This window comes from Burkholderia sp. AW49-1, assembly GCF_053427845.1.
Genome location: NZ_JBSAXF010000006.1, coordinates 208882 through 227565, shown reverse-complemented (window position 1 = coordinate 227565; position 18684 = coordinate 208882). Strand labels below are relative to the sequence as shown.

The window sequence follows — 18684 nt, the reverse complement described above, 5'->3', positions numbered from 1 at the left end:
CGCTACAGTGGGCGTCATCCGCCTTCCGCCGAAGGCCGACTCGAGGTCGAACGATGCAACTTCAAACCGGCAATCTGTTCAGTGTCGAAGGAACGCGCGGCGACGACGAGCGTGTCGACGTGCTCGTCACCGGCGCGCGCCTGAACGTCGAGCGGATCGTATCGATGGGGCATACGAGCCCCGACGGGTTCTGGTATGACGATTCGCGCGCCGAATGGGTGGTGCTGTTGTCGGGCGCAGCGGTGCTCGAGTTCGAAGCGGACGCGACGCTTCACGACATGCGCCCCGGCGACTACGTGCTGATCGAACCGCATTGCCGGCATCGCGTCGCGTGGACGCACCCCGACGAGCCGAGCGTCTGGCTCGCGATTTATTACGACCGATGAAACGCGCGGGGCGCCGCGTTATCCACGCCCCACGAACGGCATCGTGGTCGCCATGATCGTCATGTTCAGTATGTTCGTATCCAGCGGAAGGTTCGCCATCTGAACGACCGCATTCGCGACATGCGTGACGTCCATCCGCGCCTCGGGCGCCATGCGTCCGTCGGCCTGCAGCACGCCTTCCGTCATGCGATCCGTCAGCGACGTCGCCGCGTTGCCGATGTCGATCTGACTGCACGCGATGCTGTATGCACGGCCGTCGAGCGCGAGCGACTTGGTGATGCCGGCCACCGCGTGCTTGGTGGCCGTGTACGCGATCGTGTTCGGGCGCGGCGTATAGGCGGAGATCGAGCCGTTGTTGATGATCCGGCCACCCTGTGGCGTTTGCGTCTTCATTACGCGCCACGCGGCCCGCGCGCACAGAAAGACGCCCGTCAGATTCGTCGCGACGACGTCGTTCCATACGCCGAAATCGTATTCGTCGAGCGGAACGGCCGGTGCATTGCGGCCGGCATTGTTGAAGAGGACGTCCAGCCGCCCGAACTGCTGCGCGATTTGCGCGAACGCGTGGTCGACCGATGCTTCGTCGGTGACGTCGGCCGGAAAAACATGCGCGTCGCCGCGTGCGGCGACGATCGCCTCCTTCGTCTCACGCAGCGAGGCTTCCTTGCGTCCGATCAGCGCGACGGTATATCCGGCGTTCGCGAGTGCGATTGCCGCGGCGCGACCGATGCCGGATCCGGCGCCCGTGACGGCGGCGAATTTCATCGAGACAGACATGGCTTGATTCCCTGCGGGTTGGATGAGGAAAGCGGCGGCGCGCGCGATGCACTCGCCGTGCGCCGGTCGAAGCGACATGCTACCGCGCACGCCGGACTTCGCGACGCACGCGACTATTTCCTGCGCGCAGGCGCGGCCTTTCGTCCGCGAACAGGCTGACCACGACCTCCCGCAACCAGCGATTGCCTTCGTCCTGATTCACGCGCGCATGCCACAGCATGTGAATCGGCGCGCCCGGCAGCGTGACCGGCAACGCGCGCCAGCCCAGCGAAAACGGCGCCGCGAGCTGCAGTGCAAGATGTTCCGGCACGGTCGCGATCAGGTCGGTGCGCTGCAGGATGTAGCCGACGCTCATGAAATGCGGCACGGTCAGCCGCACGCGGCGTTTCACGCGGCGCCGCTTCAGCCATTCGTCCACCTGCCCGTGACCGGTGCCGGCCGACACCACGACCAGATGCTCGGCGTCCCGCCATGCGTCGACCGTCAGCGGCGCATCTTCGAGCGGATGTCCGCGCCGGAACAGGCACACGTATCGCTGATCGAACAGCCGGCGTTGATAGAACCCGCCCTGAAGCTGCGGCAACAGCCCGATCGCGAGATCGACGCGGCCGTCGGCCATCTCGTCGCTGAGGTTGACGCTCGTGTTGCGCACCGTATTGAGCGCGATGCCCGGCGCTGCGCGCGACAGGCGTTCGAGCAGCGCGGGCAGGAACACGACTTCGCCGATGTCGGTCATCCCGATAGTCATCGTGCGTGACGCGCGCATCGGATCGAAGCCGGTCTCGGGGTTGAGCGCGGCATGCAGCGTCGACAGCGCGTGCGCAACCGGCTCGGCCAGGCGCAATGCGAACGGCGTCGGGACCACACCGCCCGGGCCGCGCACGAAGAGCGGATCGCCGAGCCGGCGGCGCAGCTTCGCGAGCGCGTTGCTGACGCCCGGCTGGCTCATGTTCATCTGCTCGGCGACGCTCGACACGCGCCGCTCCTGCATCAGCCGCTGAAACAGCAGCAACAGATTGAGGTCGATCTCGCTCAGTTCCATGGTTCGGCATGGCCTCCGGTCATTCCGTTCAGTGATGAAACAGATTCCCTGCATTTTATTGTGGGATGACGAGGTGCTGCTGAAAATACCGATACGGCGCGGCATTCGACAGGCGCGCCGGGCAGGTCACGCGCGCCGCGGCCTCGCCCCTTCATTACTTGAATATCGGAGACACGTTCATCATGCAGACGAAACAGAGGATCGCGATCGTCGGCGCCGGAATCGGTGGCCTGACGCTGGCGCTTGCATTGCGCGAGCAGGGCATCGACGCGCAGCTGTACGAGCAGACCGATGCGCTGCGCGAGGTGGGGGCGGCCGTCGCGCTGTCCGCCAACGCGACGCGTTTCTACGAACGGATGGGATTGCGCCCGGCGTTCGACGCGGTGTGTGCCGAGATCCCGGGTCTCGTCTACCGCGACGGACGCAGCGGCGTCGTGATCGGCCATCATCGCGGCGAGCCGGACTATCGCAGGCAATTCGGCGGCTCGTACTGGGGCGTGCACCGCGCGGACCTGCAGGCGATCCTGTCGAAGGCGGTCGGGGGCGAGCAGATTCGTCTCGGCCATCGGCTCGTCGATCTCGCGCAGCATCCGGATCGCGTCACGCTGACCTTTGCCAACGGCGAACGTGTCGACGCCGATCTCGTGATCGGCGCGGACGGCGCGCGTTCGATCACGCGGCGCTGGATGCTCGGCTACGACGACGTGCTGTATTCGGGTTGCTCGGGATTTCGCGGCGTGGTACCGGCCGAGCGGATGGACCTGCTGCCCGATCCCGAAACCATTCAGTTCTGGATCGGGCCGCACGGTCATCTGCTGCATTATCCGATCGGCGGCAACGGCGATCAGAACTTTCTGCTGGTCGAGCGTCATCCGTCGCCGTGGCCGTCGCGCGACTGGGTCATGCCGGCGGAGGAGGGCGAGCAACTGCGACTGTTCGGGAACTGGCATCCGGCGGTGGTGCAGATGATCACCGCCGTGCCGATCAATCAGCGCTGGGGGCTGTTTCACCGGCCGCCGCTCGGCCGCTGGAGCCGCGGGCGCGTGACGCTGATCGGCGACGCCGCGCATGCGCTGGTGCCGCATCACGGGCAGGGCGCGAATCAATCGATCGAGGACGCGATGGTGCTGGCCGCGCAACTGGCGAAGGCGGGGCCAGGCAACTGGCGCGAGGCGCAGAAGGCTTACGAGCGGCTGCGGCGCGGCCGCACGCGCAAGGTGCAGTACGCGTCGATTTCAGCGGCCGACGTGCTGCATCTGCCCGACGGGCCAGCCGCGCAGGCGCGCAATGCACGGCTCGGCGAGCGCGACAGCGTGCTGCATCACCTGGACTGGATTCACGATTTCGATGCGCTCGCCGACGAGCCGAACGAGCGGCAGGGCGGGACGTGGCTTTGACCTGACAGGCGCGGTGCAAGCGACGGCGATGCGCCGGGCGACCGGTGCGGCGCTGACGCGGTCGTCTGTCGGGAATGCGGTACGGCCACATTGCCGTCACGCGTAGTCGGCCACCTGTTCCCGCGGCCACGGCTTGCGCGCGCACGTTGGCGACATGACGCGCAAGTTGCCGCCGCGCCCACGCGGCGTTCGACCGTCCTCCGACATCCAGCGACGCTGATCCGGCATCCACCGATTATTACCCGAATGGTGATTCTGTATCGATTTAGTGTATCGATACAGAAGGTGATATAGTGCGGCCACGCCACGCGAGCGATTCCTCCGCAAGATAGAGGGTTGTATCGCGAGGCCCCCCGAACCGCTTTGCTAACCGGATTCCTCACGGACGATTTCCATGCGCTTACCCGGCCTTTGCGCGCTTGTCGCGCTTTTCCTCATCGCGACGGCCCCCGCATCGGCGGCCGTGCAGGCCGCGGATCGCGTCGCTGCGGGCAAGGCGCTGGCCGTCGCGGCGGACTGCGTCGCATGCCATACGGTGCCGGGCGGCCAGCCGTTCGCGGGCGGCCTCGCGATGCCGTTGCCGATGGGCGACATCTACTCGACCAACATCACGCCGGACAAGCAAACCGGGATCGGCAACTACTCGGCGCAGGATTTCGCGAACGTGCTGCGCAAGGGGCTTCGGCGCGACGGCGGCAACCTGTATCCGGCGATGCCGTATCCGTCGTACACGAAGTTCAGCGATGACGACATCGCGAACCTGTATGCGTATTTCATGCACGGCGTCACACCGGTGCACCAGCCGAACCGCCGGCCGGATTTCCCGTGGCCGCTGACCATGCGCTGGCCGCTGAAGATCTGGAATGCGCTGTATCTGCGCGAAGGCGCGTATGTGCCGAAGCCCGGGCGGGACGCCGAGTGGAATCGCGGCGCCTACCTGGTGCAGGGCGCCGCGCACTGCGGCACCTGTCATACGCCGCGCGGCGTCGGGATGCAGGAGCTGGCCTACGACGAAACCGGCGTCGGCTATCTCGCCGGCGCGACGCTCGCGGGCTGGCAGGCGTTCAACATCACGCGCGACCGCGACGCGGGCATCGGCACGTGGACGACCGCGCAGATCGTCCAGTACCTGCGCACCGGCAACGTGCCGGGCAGGGCGCAGGCGGCCGGCCCGATGGCGGAAGCGGTCGAACACAGCTTCAGCCGCATGAGCGACCGCGATCTGAACGCGATCGCCGCATATCTATCGACCGTGCCGGCGGCCAAGGGCGCCGACACCGCACCGCGTTCCGCGCAGGGGCGCAAGACGGACGACTACGTCGCGGTACGCGCCGCGGCCGCGGCCGGAGGCCCGGCGCCGGCTGGCGCGTCGCTCTATCTCGATCATTGCGCGAGCTGTCACGGGATGACGGGCGCCGGCACCTCGGACGGATTCTTCCCGTCGCTGTTCGCCAACAGCGCGGTCGGCACCGCCACCGTGTCGAACTTGCTGCAGGTGGTCATGCACGGCGCGAGCGTGAACAACGGCGCCGCGCACTATTTCATGCCGCCGTTCCAGACCGAACTCAAGGATGACGAAGTGGTGACCCTGGTGAACTACTTGAGCGACCGGTTCGGCAATGGTCGGACTCGGGTGAGCGCGGCGGATGTCGCGAAGATCCGCACCGCCCCCGCCCGCTGACAGGAGATGCATGCGATGAACGAATTCGACGTGACCGACGACCCGGACGCGCAGCGTCGCCGCTTCGTGAAGCTGTCGGCCGGCGCGGCGCTTGCCGCCGCACTGCCTGCCGGCGTGCTGATCGCACGTGCGGCGGCTGCGCCAGAGGCCGTGCCGCTGCGGGATTTTTCCGGTGTGGCGACCTATCTGACGCGCCGCTCGACGCTTCCGTCACGCTATGTGCAATCCGTCTACGACGGTCTCGTCGCTCAGGACAGCGAATTTCCAGGACGGCTGCGCGCGCTCGCCGTCGCGATCGACATGGGCACGCAGCCGCTCGACGCTTTCGTGCGCACGCTCGGCGTCGCGGCCCCCGAATTGCGCACCGCCGCGCTGGCCATCATCGAGGCCTTCTACACGGGCAGCGTCGGCCATGGCGGGCAGGCGCGCATGGTCGGCTACGAGACCGCGCTGATGTTCGAGCCGACCGCCGACGTCACGGTCATTCCGACCTACATCCGCGCGCGCCCCGAGTACTGGACCGCGCGTCCGACCGCCGACGCCGGCTGACCGGCCTTTCGAACGAGGATCGAAATCATGAGCAGTACCTATGACGCGGACGTCATCGTAATCGGCGCCGGCATCCTGGGCGGCGCCGTTGCACAATCGCTGACGCAGCAACGCAAGTCCGTTATCGTGCTCGAGGCGGGGCCGGAGGTGAAGCGGGCAGAGCTGGTGCGCGCGTTCCGCGACTACGGCAACAAGTCGGACTACAACGGCCCGTATCCGGATCTGCCATGGGCGCCGAAATCGTCCACCGGACGCTACTCCGACCGCTACATCGACAGCATCGGCCCGGTGCCGCAGAAGCCGTCGTTCCTGCGGCTCGTCGGCGGCACGACGTGGCACTGGGGAGGGGCGACGTGGCGCATGCTGCCGAACGATTTCCGGCTGCGCAGCCTGTACGGCCAGGGGCGCGACTGGCCGATCGGTTATGACGAGCTTGAGCCGTGGTACCAGCTCGCCGAAGAGCAGATCGGCGTATCGGGCTCGGATACCGACGACCAGAGCGGCCAGGGCGGCGCGCCGTTCCCGCCGCGCTCGAAGCCGTATCCGATGCGGCAGCAGCCGTGGTCGTACCTGACGCAGCAGGTCGCGGACAAGGTCGCGACGATCGGTCATCGTTTCGTCGACGAACCCAACGCGCGCGCGACGCGGCCCTACGAGGGCCGACCGACCTGCGCCGGCAACAACAACTGCGCGCCGATCTGCCCGATCGGTGCGCAGTTTTCAGGCGATCGCCCGGTGCTGCGCGCCGTCGCGCAAGGCGCGCGGCTGCTGACGAACGCGGTCGTCTACAAGATCGAGCGCGGCGAGAATCGCAAGATCGCCGCGATCCATTACATGACGCCGGACGGCAAAGGCACGCGCCTGACCGCGCGGACCTTCGTGCTCGCGGCGCATGGCGTGGAGATTCCGAAGCTGCTGCTGATGTCGGGTGTCGCGAATTCGTCGGACCAGGTCGGCCGCAACATGATGGGACACACCGGCCGCGCGATCGCGATGCTCGCGCGCGAGCCGGTGTGGGCGGGGCGCGGCCCGACGCAGCAGGGCAGCATCAACACGCGGCGCGACGGCGCGTTTCGTCGCGAACACGGCGCGATCCGGCATTTCCTCGACAACACGGTGCCCAACGAGGTCGTCACGCGGCGGCTGATCGCGCAAGGTGTCGTCGGCGACGCGCTCGATGCGCGGATCCGCCACGACGCGGCGCGCTATCTGAAGATCGCCAGCTACGTTGAGATCCTGCCCGACCCGCGCAACCGCGTGACGCTGAGCGATCGCAAGGATGCGCTCGGGCTGCCGACGCCGCGCACCGATTACGACGTGTACGACTACGCGTTGCGCGCGGCATCGCAAGTGCTCGACGACTATCGCGATTTCCAGCGGGTGTTCGGTGCGACCGAGGTCGTCAACGACATCCATGCGTGGGTGCCGAGTTCGCACATCATGGGCACGACGATCATGGGCAGCGATCCGGCCGATTCCGTCGTCGACCGCGATTGCCGTACGCACGATCACCCGAACCTGTTCATCGCGAGCACGGCCGTGCATCCGAGTTCGTCGGTGGTCAATCCGACGCTGACCGGATATGCGCTGGCGCTGCGGATGGCAAGGACGATCGCCGCGGAAGTCTGACGCGAGCAAGGCGGCCGGCGGCGCGCGCATACCGCCCGCCATGGTGGGGCCGTGCTCAGGCCCGCATCATTTCACGCATTCCAGTGCGTACTTCAACCCCTGTCCGAGCAGCCCGCGCCACACTTCCCACGTGTGCCCGCCGTCGACGATGCGCAGTTCCGCCGGGTTCTGCGCGCGGCGCAGATGCGTGTACAGCACGCTCGATTCGGCCTGGATCGTCAGGTCGTCGTCGCCCGCCGCGATGAACATCGGCACGCGCCAGTTGCGCGCGAAATAGCCGCGCAGCAGTGCCGGGTAGTTCAGCTCGTGCCATACGCGCGGGTCGAACTGCCGGTCGCCGAATACGCCGACGTAACGCGCGGCGGAATTGAGCGGCGGCTCGTTTGCGTAGATCGCGGGGCTCAGCAGCATCGCGCCGCAGAACAGGCCCGGCTCGAGCAGCGAGAAACGCAGCGCGCCGAAGCCGCCCATCGACACGCCCCCGATCGCGCGGCCCGCGCGCTGGTTCGACACCGCGAAGTGCGCTTCGACTTCGGGCAGCAGGTCGTTGAGGAACGCGCTCTGCATCTTCTCCTTGCGGTCGACGTACCAGTCGGTGCCGCCTTGCGGCATCACGATCACGACGGGCGGGATCTCGTGGTGCTCGATCAGCGTGTCGGCGGTGGCCTGCAGCCGGCCCTGGGTGATCCAGTCGTTTGCGTTGCCGGCGTTGCCGTGCAGCAGGTATAGCACCGGATAGCGCGCGCCTTCCGGGTTGTAGCCGGGCGGCAGGTAGACCGTGTAGGACCAGTCGCGCTTCAGCGACGCCGACCGGAAGGTGCGCAGCGCGACGCTGCTGCCCGGATTGACCGGCGGTTCCTGGGCGGCCTGCGCGATCGTTGCGGGCGGGACGGTCGCGGCCGCGGGCGCGGACGACGCCGTTGAAACCGCGGGCCCGCCCGGCGTGGCGTGGGCAGTGGCGATGGCGCCGGCGATCAGGGCGGCGGCGAACGGAAGGGCGAGTCGGCGCATGGTGAATCGTTTCAGGAGAGGCGCCCGCTATCGTAGCAGCGGTGCATGACGGCGCGGCGCATCATCACCGCGAACGGAACGGGAACGGCAGCCGCGACACGAGCGGCGCGTAGAGCTTCGCGACGAGGTACAGCAAGCCCATCGCGACGGCGTCGGCGGCCAGGCCGAGCGGCACGTTCAGATAGCCCTCGGTCGCCTGGTAAAGCAGCGAGTCGACCGCGAGCGAGATGCCGGTGCCGGCGACGAAGCACAGCAGCCCCTGGCGGCCGATCGTGCCGATCCACGGCATCGCGTGCGCGACCTTCTTCATCCATCCGAGGTGCACGAGCTTGGCCGCGAGCCACGCGATCGCGAGGAAGTTCGCGAGCCGCAGCGCGCCGAGATTTTGCTTGATCGACGGATCGGTCGGGAACGGCTCGATGCGCAGCCGGTAATACGCGCCGGCCGCGACGATCGCGAGCGACACGGCCGTCAGCAGCCAGCCCTGCGGTTTCGGCGCGAGCGTCTGGTAGACGGGCTGGCAGCGCGCGATCACGCCGAGCACGAACAGGAACTGCCACGCGAACGGATTGAAGTCCCACGGCGCGCCTTCGACGGTCGGCAAGAAGCGCGCGATGTGCGGCGCCGCATACCAGAGCGAGCCGCTGAACGCGAGCATCAGCCACGGCTGCGTGCGCGCGAGCGGCAGCGCGAGCGGCACCAGCAGCGCGAAGAACGCATACATCGGCAGCACCGACGCGAGATACGGCTGGCGACGGAACAGCAGGATGTCGCGCAGCGCGGCGAGCGGCTTGTGGAGCAGGCCGTCGAGATCGTTGGTCGGCATGTTCGGGCCGTCGATCGAGAATGCGTTCAGCACGGCGGTGATGAGCAGCATCAGGCCGGCCGTCACGAGGAAAGCACGGTAGATCTCGAAGGCACGGCGGATGAAGCGCTGGCGCGCGGCAGCCTCGTCGTGGCGCTCGGCGAGCGAGTTGTACGCGATGGCGGTCGCGAAACCGCCGAGGAACACGAACACCTCGGCCGCATCGCACAGCGCGTACGCATGCAGCGTCACGCGCGACAGGATGCTGCCGCCGATGTGGTCGACGACGATCACCAGCAGCACGAGGCCGCGGAAGAAATCGAGCTCGGCGTAGCGGCCGGCCCGGGCGGCGGCGGTCATCGGGCCGCCTCCGGGCGCGCGCCGCGTGCGCGGCCGGCACCGGCCGTGCATGAATCGGGGTGAAGCATGACTTCGTGAAGAAATGACGAACGGATGCGCATTGTGCCACCGATGTGACGCCGTCCGGGTTTACGCGGATGGCGGGCCCGCCAGCCGTTGCAGGCAAGCCTGATCGGGCCATGGTGAGAACCGGGGCAGTTGGACGAGCGCAACGCTTTGCGCGCCGTGCCCATGCCCCGATGGACGGGCGATTTGCGACGTGACACCATTTTGTCCTCGCGGCCGCACACCGCGCAGTCCGCCCTGCGGGCCACCTCTATAAAACAGTTCAAACAATCGCCGGGCGCATGGCCTGCCCGGCACCCGGCTCCGGAGATCCGTCATGAAGAAGCACGTCATTATTGCCGCCGCGCTGGCCGCTTTTGCCGCGCCGGCCTTCGCGCAGGACAGCGTGACGCTGTACGGCCTGATCGACGAGGGCTTCAACTACACGAACAACGTCAACGTAAACGGGGTCGGAAAAACGAATTACCAGCTCGCGAGCGGCTACGCGCAGGGCAGCCGTTGGGGCCTGAAGGGCAGCGAGGACCTGGGCGGCGGCCTGAAGGCGATCTTCACGCTGGAAAGCGGCTTCGACGTGAACAACGGCCGGCTCAACCAGGGCGGCCGGATGTTCGGCCGCCAGGCGTTCGTCGGGCTGAGCGCGTCGCGCTTCGGCACGTTGACCTTCGGTCGCCAGTACGATTCCGTCGTCGACTATCTCGCGCCGCTCACCGCGAACGGCAACTGGGGCGGCACGCTGTTCTCGCACCCGTTCGACAACGACAACACGGACAACTCGTTCCGCGTCAACAACACGGTCAAGTACGCGAGCCCCGACTGGAACGGGCTGTCGTTCGGCGGCACCTACAGCTTCAGCAACAGCACCGGCTTCGCGACCAACCGCCAGTACAGTATCGGCGCGCAGTATTCGCTGGCCGGCCTGCAGGTCGCGGCGGCATACCTGCAGGCGAACAGCCCGGGCGTCGGCAACGCGGGCGCGATCGCGGCCGACGATGCGAACTTCGTCGCCGACCGCCTGCGCATCTTCGGCGGCGGCATCAACTACACGTTCGGCCCGGCGACGGTCGGCTTCGTCTATACGAAGACCGACGTGAAGAACCCGGTGTCGACCGTCTACCTGCCGGCGTCGACGTTCTCCGGCCTCGGGCTGAGCGCGACCAAGTTCCAGAACTTCGAGATCAACGGCAAGTACCAGCTCACGTCCGATTTCTATCTCGGCGCGCAGTACGTGTACACGGACGGCAAGTTCGACGCCGCGGCCGGTTCGTTCAAGCCGAAGTACCACACCGTCGGACTGATGGCCGACTACAGCCTGTCCAAGCGCACCGACGTCTACCTGCAGGGCGCATGGCAGAAGGTCGCCGGCGACAAGACCGGCACTGCGGCCGATGGCGGCTACGTGGTCGGGACGGACGGTCCGTCGTCGTCCTCGAACCAGTTCGCGGTGCGCGCCGCGATCCGCCACAAGTTCTGATATTGACCTGCCGGTGCCCGGGGCGAGTTGCCCCGGCGCCGGCCTTCGTCATGCCGGTCGGTGCGCGTCGTCGAGCGTTTGCGCGAGCCAGTCGACGAAGATCCGCACGCGCGGCGCCAGATGCCGGCCGTTCGGAAACACGACCGACACCGGCAGCGGCGCGGCATGCCACTCCGGCAGCACCTCGACCAGCGAGCCGTCCTCGAGCAGCGGCGCGAGCCCGTCGCGCGGCGCCTGGATCAGCCCGAGGCCCGCGATGCAGCACGCGAGATATGCCTGCGAGCTGTTCACCGCGACCACGCTGCGCATCTTCACCGTCTGCAGCGCGCCCGAATCCATGTCCGCATATTCCCAGTCCAGCTCGCGGCCCGTGCGGCTCGAGAAATAGCCGACCGCGACGTGGTCGGGCAGATCGTCCGGCGAGCGCGGCGTGCCGTATCGCGCGAGATACGCGGGCGACGCGCAGTTGATCTGCGCCATCTCGCCGACGCGGCGCGCGACCAGCGACGTGTCGGACAGCACGCCGACCCGCACCGCGCAGTCGATGCCGTCGGCGACGAGATCGACGAAGCGGTCGGTCGTGCTCAGCACGACGCGCAGGTCGGGATAGCGCGCGTGGAAATCCGGCAGCGCCGGAATCACCTTGTTCAGCGCGAAGCGTTCGGGCAGGTCGACGCGGATCACGCCGCGCGGCGCGGCGCCGGCGTCGTCGAACAGCGTCTCGGCATCGTCCAGATCGGCCAGCAGCCGGATGCAGCGCTCGAAGTAGGTGGCGCCCTCGGCGGTGAGCGCGACGCGCCGGGTGGTTCGCTGCAGCAGGCGCACCCTCAGGTGTCTTTCCAGATACTGGACGGCATTGCTGACCGTCGGGCGCGGCAATTGCAACTGCTCGGCCGCTTTCGTGAAGCTGCCGAGGTGAGCGACGCGCGCAAAGATGCGCATTGCATGCAGATGGTCCATGCGGGGCGGGAGCGTGGGCGAATTGGGACAGGCTCCATTGTTAATCAGCGTCGAATGAATTGGTTGGGCGTTTCGCGTTTATCGCGCGCCGCGATGCGCCCAGAATCCGGTTCATTCACTCACCACCGCGAGGAAACGGACATGGACAAGCGTCAACTGGGCCGCACGGGCCCACAGGTGTCGGCGATCGGGCTCGGCTGCATGGGGATGTCGGATCTGTACGGGCCGGCGGATCGCGACGAAAGCATCGCGACGCTCCACGCGGCGCTCGACAACGGGATCACGCTGCTGGACACGGGCGACTTCTACGGGATGGGCGACAACGAGATGCTGATCCGCGACGCGCTGCGCGGCCGCACGCGCGACCAGGTGCTGATCAGCGTGAAATTCGGCGCGCTGCGCGACCCGGCCGGCGCGTTCGTCGGCTACGACGCGCGGCCGCAGGCGATCCGCAATTTCGTCGCGTATTCGCTGAAGCGGCTCGGCACCGACCACATCGACATCTACCGGCCGGCGCGCGTCGATCCGACGGTGCCGATCGAGGAGACGGTCGGCGCGATCGCCGATCTCGTGAAGGCCGGCCATGTGCGCCATATCGGCCTGTCGGAGGTGGGGGCCGACACGATTCGCCGCGCGGCGGCCGTCGCGCCGATCGCCGACCTGCAGATCGAATACTCGCTGCTGTCGCGCGGGATCGAGGCGGACATCCTGCCCGTGTGCCGCGAACTCGGGATCGGCGTGACCGCCTACGGCGTGTTGTCGCGCGGGTTGCTCGGCGGCGGCTGGAGCGCGGCGCGGCAGGGCGAGCGCGACTTCCGCGCGGCCAGCCCGCGCTTCCAGGGCGAGAACCTCGCGCACAATCTCGCGCTGGTCGACGCGCTGCGTGCGATTGCCGGCGAGAAGGGCAGCAACCCGCCGCAGATCGCGATCGCATGGGCGCTGTCGCGCGGCGACGACATCGTGCCGCTGATCGGCGCGCGCAAGCGCACGCAACTCCAGGACGCATTGCAGGCGTCCAAGTTGCAACTAACGGTCGAAGATCTGGCGCACATCGAAACGGCGGTTCCCGCCGGGGCGGCGGCGGGCGAGCGTTATCCGGCACCCCAGATGGCGCACCTCGACAGCGAGCAGGGCCGGGGGCCGGCGCACGGAGCCTGAACGGTGGGCATGGCGGGATGACGAGCAACGAGCCCCGCCGGACGGGCCCGAGCCAGCCTCAGGCAAAGCCAGATGGCCCGCGGCGCGACGGTGGTTCATCATCGGCGCCGTCTTCAACCGGACGGAACGCGCTCCATGCAAACCGATACGCTGATCGTCATCGTGCTGGTCTTTCTGCTGGCCGGCGCGGTCAAGGGCATGATCGGCCTGGGGCTGCCGACGATCGCGATGGGGCTCTTGACGCTCGCGATGCCGCCGTCAGCCGCCGCGAGCCTGCTGCTCGTGCCGTCGTTCATCACCAATGTGTGGCAGCTGTGGCTCGGCCCGTCGTTCGGGCCGCTGCTGCGGCGTCTGTGGCCGCTGCTCGCCGGGCTGACGATCGGCACGCTGACGGGCGGGCTGCCCGCGCTTGCCGCCGGCAGTGCGTGGACCCACGCGTCACTCGGCGTCGTGCTGGCCGCATACGGCTGCTGGGGGCTCGCCGGCGCGCGATTACCCGCGCCGGGCCGATACGAGAAGTGGCTGTCGGCCGCGGTCGGCTATCTGACGGGCGTCGTGACGGCCGCGACCGGCGTGTTCGTCGTGCCGGCGGTGCCGTACCTGCAGGCGCTGCGGCTGTCGAAGGACGACCTGATCCAGGCGCTCGGGCTGTCGTTTACCGCGTCGACGATCGCGCTCGGGCTGCAGTTGCGCGTGACGGGCGCGCTGCAGGCGGTCGATCTCGGCGTATCGGCGCTGGCGCTCGTGCCGGCACTCGCGGGGATGATCGGCGGGCAATATGCGCGGCGCGTGATGAGCGAGAAGGCGTTCAAGCGCTGCTTCTTCGTCGGGATGATCGCGCTCGGCGCCTACATGGCCGCTTCGGCGTGGTTGTGAACGGGCATCGCCGACACGTGCGCCGCGCGCCCGGCGTGAATGCCCCGAAGCCGGTTTCGAGTGTCGGCGTCGAGGACGCTCACGGAGCGGCGGCCATGCCGCTCAGGCCGGGTCGGCGTACTTCAGCGTCCACCCGAACGTGCGGGTGACGCCCGCACCGAGCGCGAACGGACTGGTCTTGCACGCGAAGTTCGAATGCAACTGGCCGATCGGCGTCGTCGACAGCGGGTTCGCCGTGCCGTTGACCGTGTCGAAGGCGGACAGCGCGCAGGTGTCGAACCCGGACGCCGCATAGCCGGTCGCGGTGCTGTTCGCGTACGTCACCGACGTGCCGTCGCCGTTTGCTTGCGCGGACGCGAAGTCCGCGAACGATGCGAAGTCCGTCTCGACCGACAGGTTGCCGGCGAGCGTGCCCGAGGCAAGCGTGTCGCTGCGCGAGATCGTGCCGTGCGCGAACGTCAGCACGGTATGCACCTGCAGGTCGAGATCCGTCGTGTACGCCGCGTTCTTCGACGCGAGACGGAACTTCGCCGTGTCGAACGACACGACCACCTGCCCGTTGGCCTGCTGCACGTCGAGGTTCTTGTAGTACGTGACGGGAACGTAGGTCTTCCCGTTGTACGACACTTGCGGCACCAGCAATGCGTAGCCCAGATCGGTCGTCCCGTAGATCAGTTTGTCGGAGAACGGCACCGGGTAGTACGGCGTGAACGAGTTGTAGTCGGGCGCCTGGCTGAGATTCAGGTTGATCGCGCGGCGGCCGTCGCGCACGGTGAGCAGCGCCGCGTTGTACGGATGCGCCGTATCGCCGGGCTGGTTGTACCAGGTGAGCGTATAGCGCGGCAGCGCGTCGAGCCACGCATCGTAGGCCGCATCGTCCATCGGCGCCTTGCCGCCGAAGCCGAGCTTGTTCCACCACGCGTTCACGTACAGGTACTGATGCAGCAGGCTGAAATTCTCGCCCATCACGCGCGGCTTGCCGCGATAGGCGTCCGTGCCGCGACCCTTGACCCACATGTTCACCGACGGCGTCGGCAGCGACGGGTCGTACCAGTACGTGTCGAAGCGCCGCGCGGCCCGGTAGATGAACGCGTACGCGACCTGCTTTTCCTGATCGGTCAGCACGCCCGCGTTGGCGGCCGCCGTCAGCACCTCCATGAATGCGGAATCGCCGTACGGGCCGATCGAGCGGCCGTAGTTGAAGCCCTGGCCGTCGGCGTTCAGCTGCGGCAGGATCAGGTCGACCGACTTGCGCAGGTAGCCCTTCAGTTCCGGCGTGAGGTTCGCCTCGTTGTCCATCTCGAACGTGCGCTCGGCCACTTCGCCGATCAGCAGCGTGCTGTAGCGGTCGTAGCGCGCCTGGTCGTAATAGGTCGTGTGCGTGTTCGACGCTTCGTCGGAGAACCCGCCCGACGAATCCTTGCGGATGTGCTTCGTCACCGTGTAGAGCAGCGCATCGCGCGCGCCCATCGTCGCGACGGCCGGATCGGTAGCCGACGAGAACGACGGATTGCTCCAGCCGAGTTTTTGCCGCAGCCCGGCAATTCCGTAGGACACCGCATAATAATTCTGCGCGGTATTGAGCGACGCAATGTCGATCGGCGTGCCCGCGGCCGGGCAGGTGCTGGTCTTGCCGCTTCCATCGGGGCCGAACATGTCGCAGAAGGTGAGCCGTTGCTGCAGCGTCGCGAGCATCGCGTCGCTGAAGACCTCGTTGAGCATGCCGTGCGCCTTCAGGTTGTTCAGCGCGACGAGGTAGTAATACTCGCCCCACGACGTATTCGCATACGTATAGTTGCTGCCTGACTGCGCCATCATCGCGGTCGTGATCGTCTGGTACGTCGCGAGATAGCTCGCGTATTGCGGGTCGCCCTTCGACTTCATGTCGATCAGGATGTACGACAGGCCGAGCGCGAGCTTGCCGGGCAGGAATTTGTCGCCGGTGTTCGTGTCGAGCACGTGAACCGGCGAACCGTCGCCGAGATCCATGACGACCTGCGTGAAGTCGGGTGACTTCCGGATCAGGTCGAACAGCGCGCTCATCTGGCCCATCATCGTGACCGGAATGCGCGTGCCCGCCGGCACGCTGGTGTCGGGTGCGCCGTAGACGAGCGCCTGCAGCGAGTTCGGCGCGAGCGCGGGGGTAGGCGGCGGGGAACTCACGTCGTTGCCGCCGCATGCGCTGACGAACAGGACGGAAAGGGCGCTGAACGTTGCGCCGAGCGCGAATCTGCTGCGCATATGCATCGTGTCTCCAGGTTCGAATAGTGATGAAGGCTTGAATCGCAACTCGAGCAGGCAAGCGTTCTCCCTGCGCGGGCCATGGTCGCGTCGCGCTGACAATGCTGGAAAACGTTTTCCAAATTTAGGCATCGATTGCTTCGATGTCAATGCGCTTTCACGCCGGATGCGACGGTGAAAACCCGGATGGTCAAAGCAGGAGGTGCGATGGAGATGGGCTATGCGTGCGGGAATTTCCGCGATTTATGATTATTTTCGCTGCGGCGCAGCGTGGCATATCGGCAGTGACGGCATGCATCGGAAAGGCGTCCGTGCGGCGTGCCTTCCGGTGAGATACGCGAGAAAACGTTACCCTGGAAAATCGAATCAAGCCGGATATCGACTCGTCGATCCCGTCCGATGGCCGTCCCGCGGCGATGCTAAAGCTGCGCTTCGATCGCGGCCTTGTCGATCACCGACCACACCTGCCGGATCTTGTCGTCGTGAAATTCGTAGAACACGTTCTCGGCGAACGTGACGCGCGTGCCGTCGACGGCGAGCCCCATGAACGTCCCGCTCGGCGCACATGCGAAGCGCAGCCGGCATGCGATGCGCGGCGGTTCGCACACCAGCAGCCGGATCTCGAAATGGAGATCCGGAATGTCGCGGAAATCCTGCTCCAGCATCGCGCGGTAGCCGGCCAGGCCGAGCGGCCGGTCATTGTGGATCACGTTGTCGGCGACGTACTGGCCGAGCGCCGGCCAGTCCTGGCGGTTCAGGCAGTCGATGTAGGCGCGGTAGTGCGTGGCGAGATCGGGTGTCGTCATGGCGGCGGTGCCTCCTCGTGTATCGCCCGGCCGTTTCGGATGGCGCGCGGCGTTCAGCGCGATGGCGTTTCGCCCGACAGATACGACACGAACGCCTGCGTATATCTGGGCAGCGCATCGAACGATCGCGCGCAGAGCGTCAGCTTGCGGTGGCTCCACGCGTCGGACAGCTCGACGAGCCGCACGTCCATCGTCTGCATCGCGCGCTCGGCCGCGTGGCGCGACACGATGCCGATCCCCACGCCGCTTTCGATCACGCGGCAGATTGCATCGAAACTCTTCAGCTGCACACGGTAGCGGATCCGCTTGCCGAGCGCACGTGCCTGGTCGCCGAGATGGACCTGCAGCGCGCTGCCGTCGGTCAGCCCGATGAAATCCGCGTCGGCGATCTCGTCGAATGCGACCTTGTTGCGCACGGCGAGCGGATGCCCGGCCGGCACGACCGCGATCAGCCAATCCTCGCGGAACGGCTTCTGCTCGAGTCCGCCGAGCCCGACCGAATCGGCGACGATGCCGACCTCGGCCGTCTTGTTGCGGATCGCGTGCACGATTTCCTGGCTCGAGCGCTCCTCGACGCTGATCGACAGTTTCGGATGATGCGGCAGATACGCGGCGAGCGCGTCGGGCAGGTATTCGCTCAGCGACGCCGTGTTGCAGAGCAGCCGGATATGCCCGCGCAGCCCCTGGCCGTATTGCTGCAGTTCGCCGCGCATGTGGTCGATCTGCTGCAACACCGTGCGCGCGTGGTGCTCGAGCGCGCGGCCGGCGTCGGTCACCTGCGCGCCGGACTTGGTCCGGTGCAGCAGCGGCACGCCGAGTTCGTCTTCCATCCCGCGAATGCGCTCGCTTGCTGCCTGCAGCGTGATGTGTGTGCGCTCGGCGCCGCCCGTGATCGTGCCGGCCTCGCAGATGTTCAGGAAGAGCCGCAGGTCGGTCAGGTCGAAGCGCATGGCGGGGTGAGGGCGCGTAAGAATGGATATGGCCGATAAGTTAGCAGGAACCGCCGCGCCGGTCTCAGGCTGCGCCTGAGACCCCGTTCGCCGGTTCCGCATTTTCGGGGCGGGATCGATGCCGGATCATGGCCGCATATCAACCGGGGGAGATTGTCATGCGGGTCGATTCGTCGTGGGGCGTGTCGTTCAAGATCGCGTTGCACCTGCTGTTCCTGTGCATCGGCGTCGCGTGGGCCTGCGCGGAGCTGGTCGACTGGCTGCGCTGAGCGGGCGGCCGTCGCAGGCCGCCTCGGCTGTCCGGCGCGGCCATGGGAGATTGAAAGCCATTCGAAATACCGGCAGATCCTGAAATTTCTTCCGCATCTCGCGTCCAAAACCGTCAAGTTTTTCCGAAATCGACCGTATTACCGGTAACGAGTGTCCGCCGGCGCCCGGTTCGTGATCGTTTGTCATCATTGTTTGCATCCGGTTACACGTCGGCCGTTCCGTTTTTGAGATGCTTGAAAGATTGTCAAA

General features: G+C 67.0%; 16 protein-coding genes. 8 read left to right on the top strand and 8 right to left on the bottom strand.

Going from position 1 to position 18684, the window contains the following annotated elements:
* Positions 1-53: 53 nt before the first annotated feature.
* Positions 54-386 (top strand): cupin domain-containing protein, encoded by a 333-nt coding sequence (locus ACV22W_RS12695; RefSeq protein ID WP_448019578.1) that lies wholly within the window; start codon positions 54-56, stop codon positions 384-386.
* Positions 387-404: 18 nt separating this feature from the next.
* On the opposite strand, the gene ACV22W_RS12690 is transcribed toward ACV22W_RS12695, so the two are convergent.
* Positions 405-1163: an SDR family oxidoreductase gene (locus ACV22W_RS12690; protein WP_448019576.1), complete on the bottom strand. Its 759-nt coding sequence runs from the start codon at positions 1161-1163 to the stop codon at positions 405-407.
* A gap of 79 nt (positions 1164-1242) precedes the next feature.
* Complete coding sequence (locus ACV22W_RS12685; protein ID WP_448019574.1) at positions 1243-2205, bottom strand: LysR family transcriptional regulator; 963 nt, start codon at positions 2203-2205, stop codon at positions 1243-1245.
* A 182-nt stretch (positions 2206-2387) separates the two neighbouring features.
* Between ACV22W_RS12685 and ACV22W_RS12680 the strand changes: the two genes are divergently transcribed.
* From ACV22W_RS12680 to ACV22W_RS12665, 4 genes are all read left to right on the top strand, one after another.
* Complete coding sequence (locus ACV22W_RS12680) at positions 2388-3602, top strand: FAD-dependent monooxygenase (protein ID WP_448019572.1); 1215 nt, start codon at positions 2388-2390, stop codon at positions 3600-3602.
* Between the two features lie 394 nt (positions 3603-3996).
* Positions 3997-5283 carry a c-type cytochrome gene (locus ACV22W_RS12675; RefSeq protein WP_448019570.1) on the top strand — a complete coding sequence of 429 codons (1287 nt, stop codon included), beginning with the start codon at positions 3997-3999 and terminating at the stop codon, positions 5281-5283.
* Between the two features lie 15 nt (positions 5284-5298).
* Positions 5299-5832: a sugar dehydrogenase complex small subunit gene (locus ACV22W_RS12670; RefSeq protein WP_448019569.1), complete on the top strand. Its 534-nt coding sequence runs from the start codon at positions 5299-5301 to the stop codon at positions 5830-5832.
* Positions 5833-5859: 27 nt separating this feature from the next.
* Positions 5860-7461 carry a GMC family oxidoreductase gene (locus ACV22W_RS12665; protein WP_448019567.1) on the top strand — a complete coding sequence of 534 codons (1602 nt, stop codon included), beginning with the start codon at positions 5860-5862 and terminating at the stop codon, positions 7459-7461.
* 66 nt (positions 7462-7527) lie between these two features.
* On the opposite strand, the gene ACV22W_RS12660 is transcribed toward ACV22W_RS12665, so the two are convergent.
* Together ACV22W_RS12660 and ACV22W_RS12655 are read right to left on the bottom strand one after the other, a co-directional pair.
* Complete coding sequence (locus tag ACV22W_RS12660; RefSeq protein WP_448019565.1) at positions 7528-8472, bottom strand: alpha/beta hydrolase; 945 nt, start codon at positions 8470-8472, stop codon at positions 7528-7530.
* 64 nt (positions 8473-8536) lie between these two features.
* Positions 8537-9637, bottom strand: coding sequence for an OpgC domain-containing protein (locus ACV22W_RS12655; protein ID WP_448019563.1), 1101 nt, complete (start codon positions 9635-9637; stop codon positions 8537-8539).
* 382 nt (positions 9638-10019) lie between these two features.
* Here ACV22W_RS12655 and ACV22W_RS12650 point away from each other — a divergent pair, with 382 nt between their 5' ends.
* Positions 10020-11174, top strand: coding sequence for a porin (locus ACV22W_RS12650; protein WP_448019561.1), 1155 nt, complete (start codon positions 10020-10022; stop codon positions 11172-11174).
* Between the two features lie 48 nt (positions 11175-11222).
* On the opposite strand, the gene ACV22W_RS12645 is transcribed toward ACV22W_RS12650, so the two are convergent.
* Positions 11223-12134, bottom strand: a complete 912-nt coding sequence (locus ACV22W_RS12645; protein WP_448019559.1) for a LysR substrate-binding domain-containing protein — start codon at positions 12132-12134, stop codon at positions 11223-11225.
* A gap of 141 nt (positions 12135-12275) precedes the next feature.
* Between ACV22W_RS12645 and ACV22W_RS12640 the strand changes: the two genes are divergently transcribed.
* On the top strand, positions 12276-13292 hold the full coding sequence (locus ACV22W_RS12640) for an aldo/keto reductase (protein WP_448019557.1): 1017 nt from the start codon (positions 12276-12278) through the stop codon (positions 13290-13292).
* Between the two features lie 135 nt (positions 13293-13427).
* A complete protein-coding gene (locus ACV22W_RS12635; RefSeq protein WP_448019555.1) occupies positions 13428-14168 on the top strand; it encodes a sulfite exporter TauE/SafE family protein in 741 nt (246 codons plus the stop codon).
* A gap of 102 nt (positions 14169-14270) precedes the next feature.
* On the opposite strand, the gene ACV22W_RS12630 is transcribed toward ACV22W_RS12635, so the two are convergent.
* From ACV22W_RS12630 to ACV22W_RS12620, 3 genes are all read right to left on the bottom strand, one after another.
* Complete coding sequence (locus ACV22W_RS12630) at positions 14271-16415, bottom strand: hypothetical protein (RefSeq protein ID WP_448019554.1); 2145 nt, start codon at positions 16413-16415, stop codon at positions 14271-14273.
* A gap of 413 nt (positions 16416-16828) precedes the next feature.
* Positions 16829-17215 carry an ester cyclase gene (locus ACV22W_RS12625; RefSeq protein ID WP_448019553.1) on the bottom strand — a complete coding sequence of 129 codons (387 nt, stop codon included), beginning with the start codon at positions 17213-17215 and terminating at the stop codon, positions 16829-16831.
* A gap of 53 nt (positions 17216-17268) precedes the next feature.
* A complete protein-coding gene (locus ACV22W_RS12620; RefSeq protein ID WP_448019551.1) occupies positions 17269-18165 on the bottom strand; it encodes a LysR substrate-binding domain-containing protein in 897 nt (298 codons plus the stop codon).
* Positions 18166-18684 lie beyond the last annotated feature (519 nt).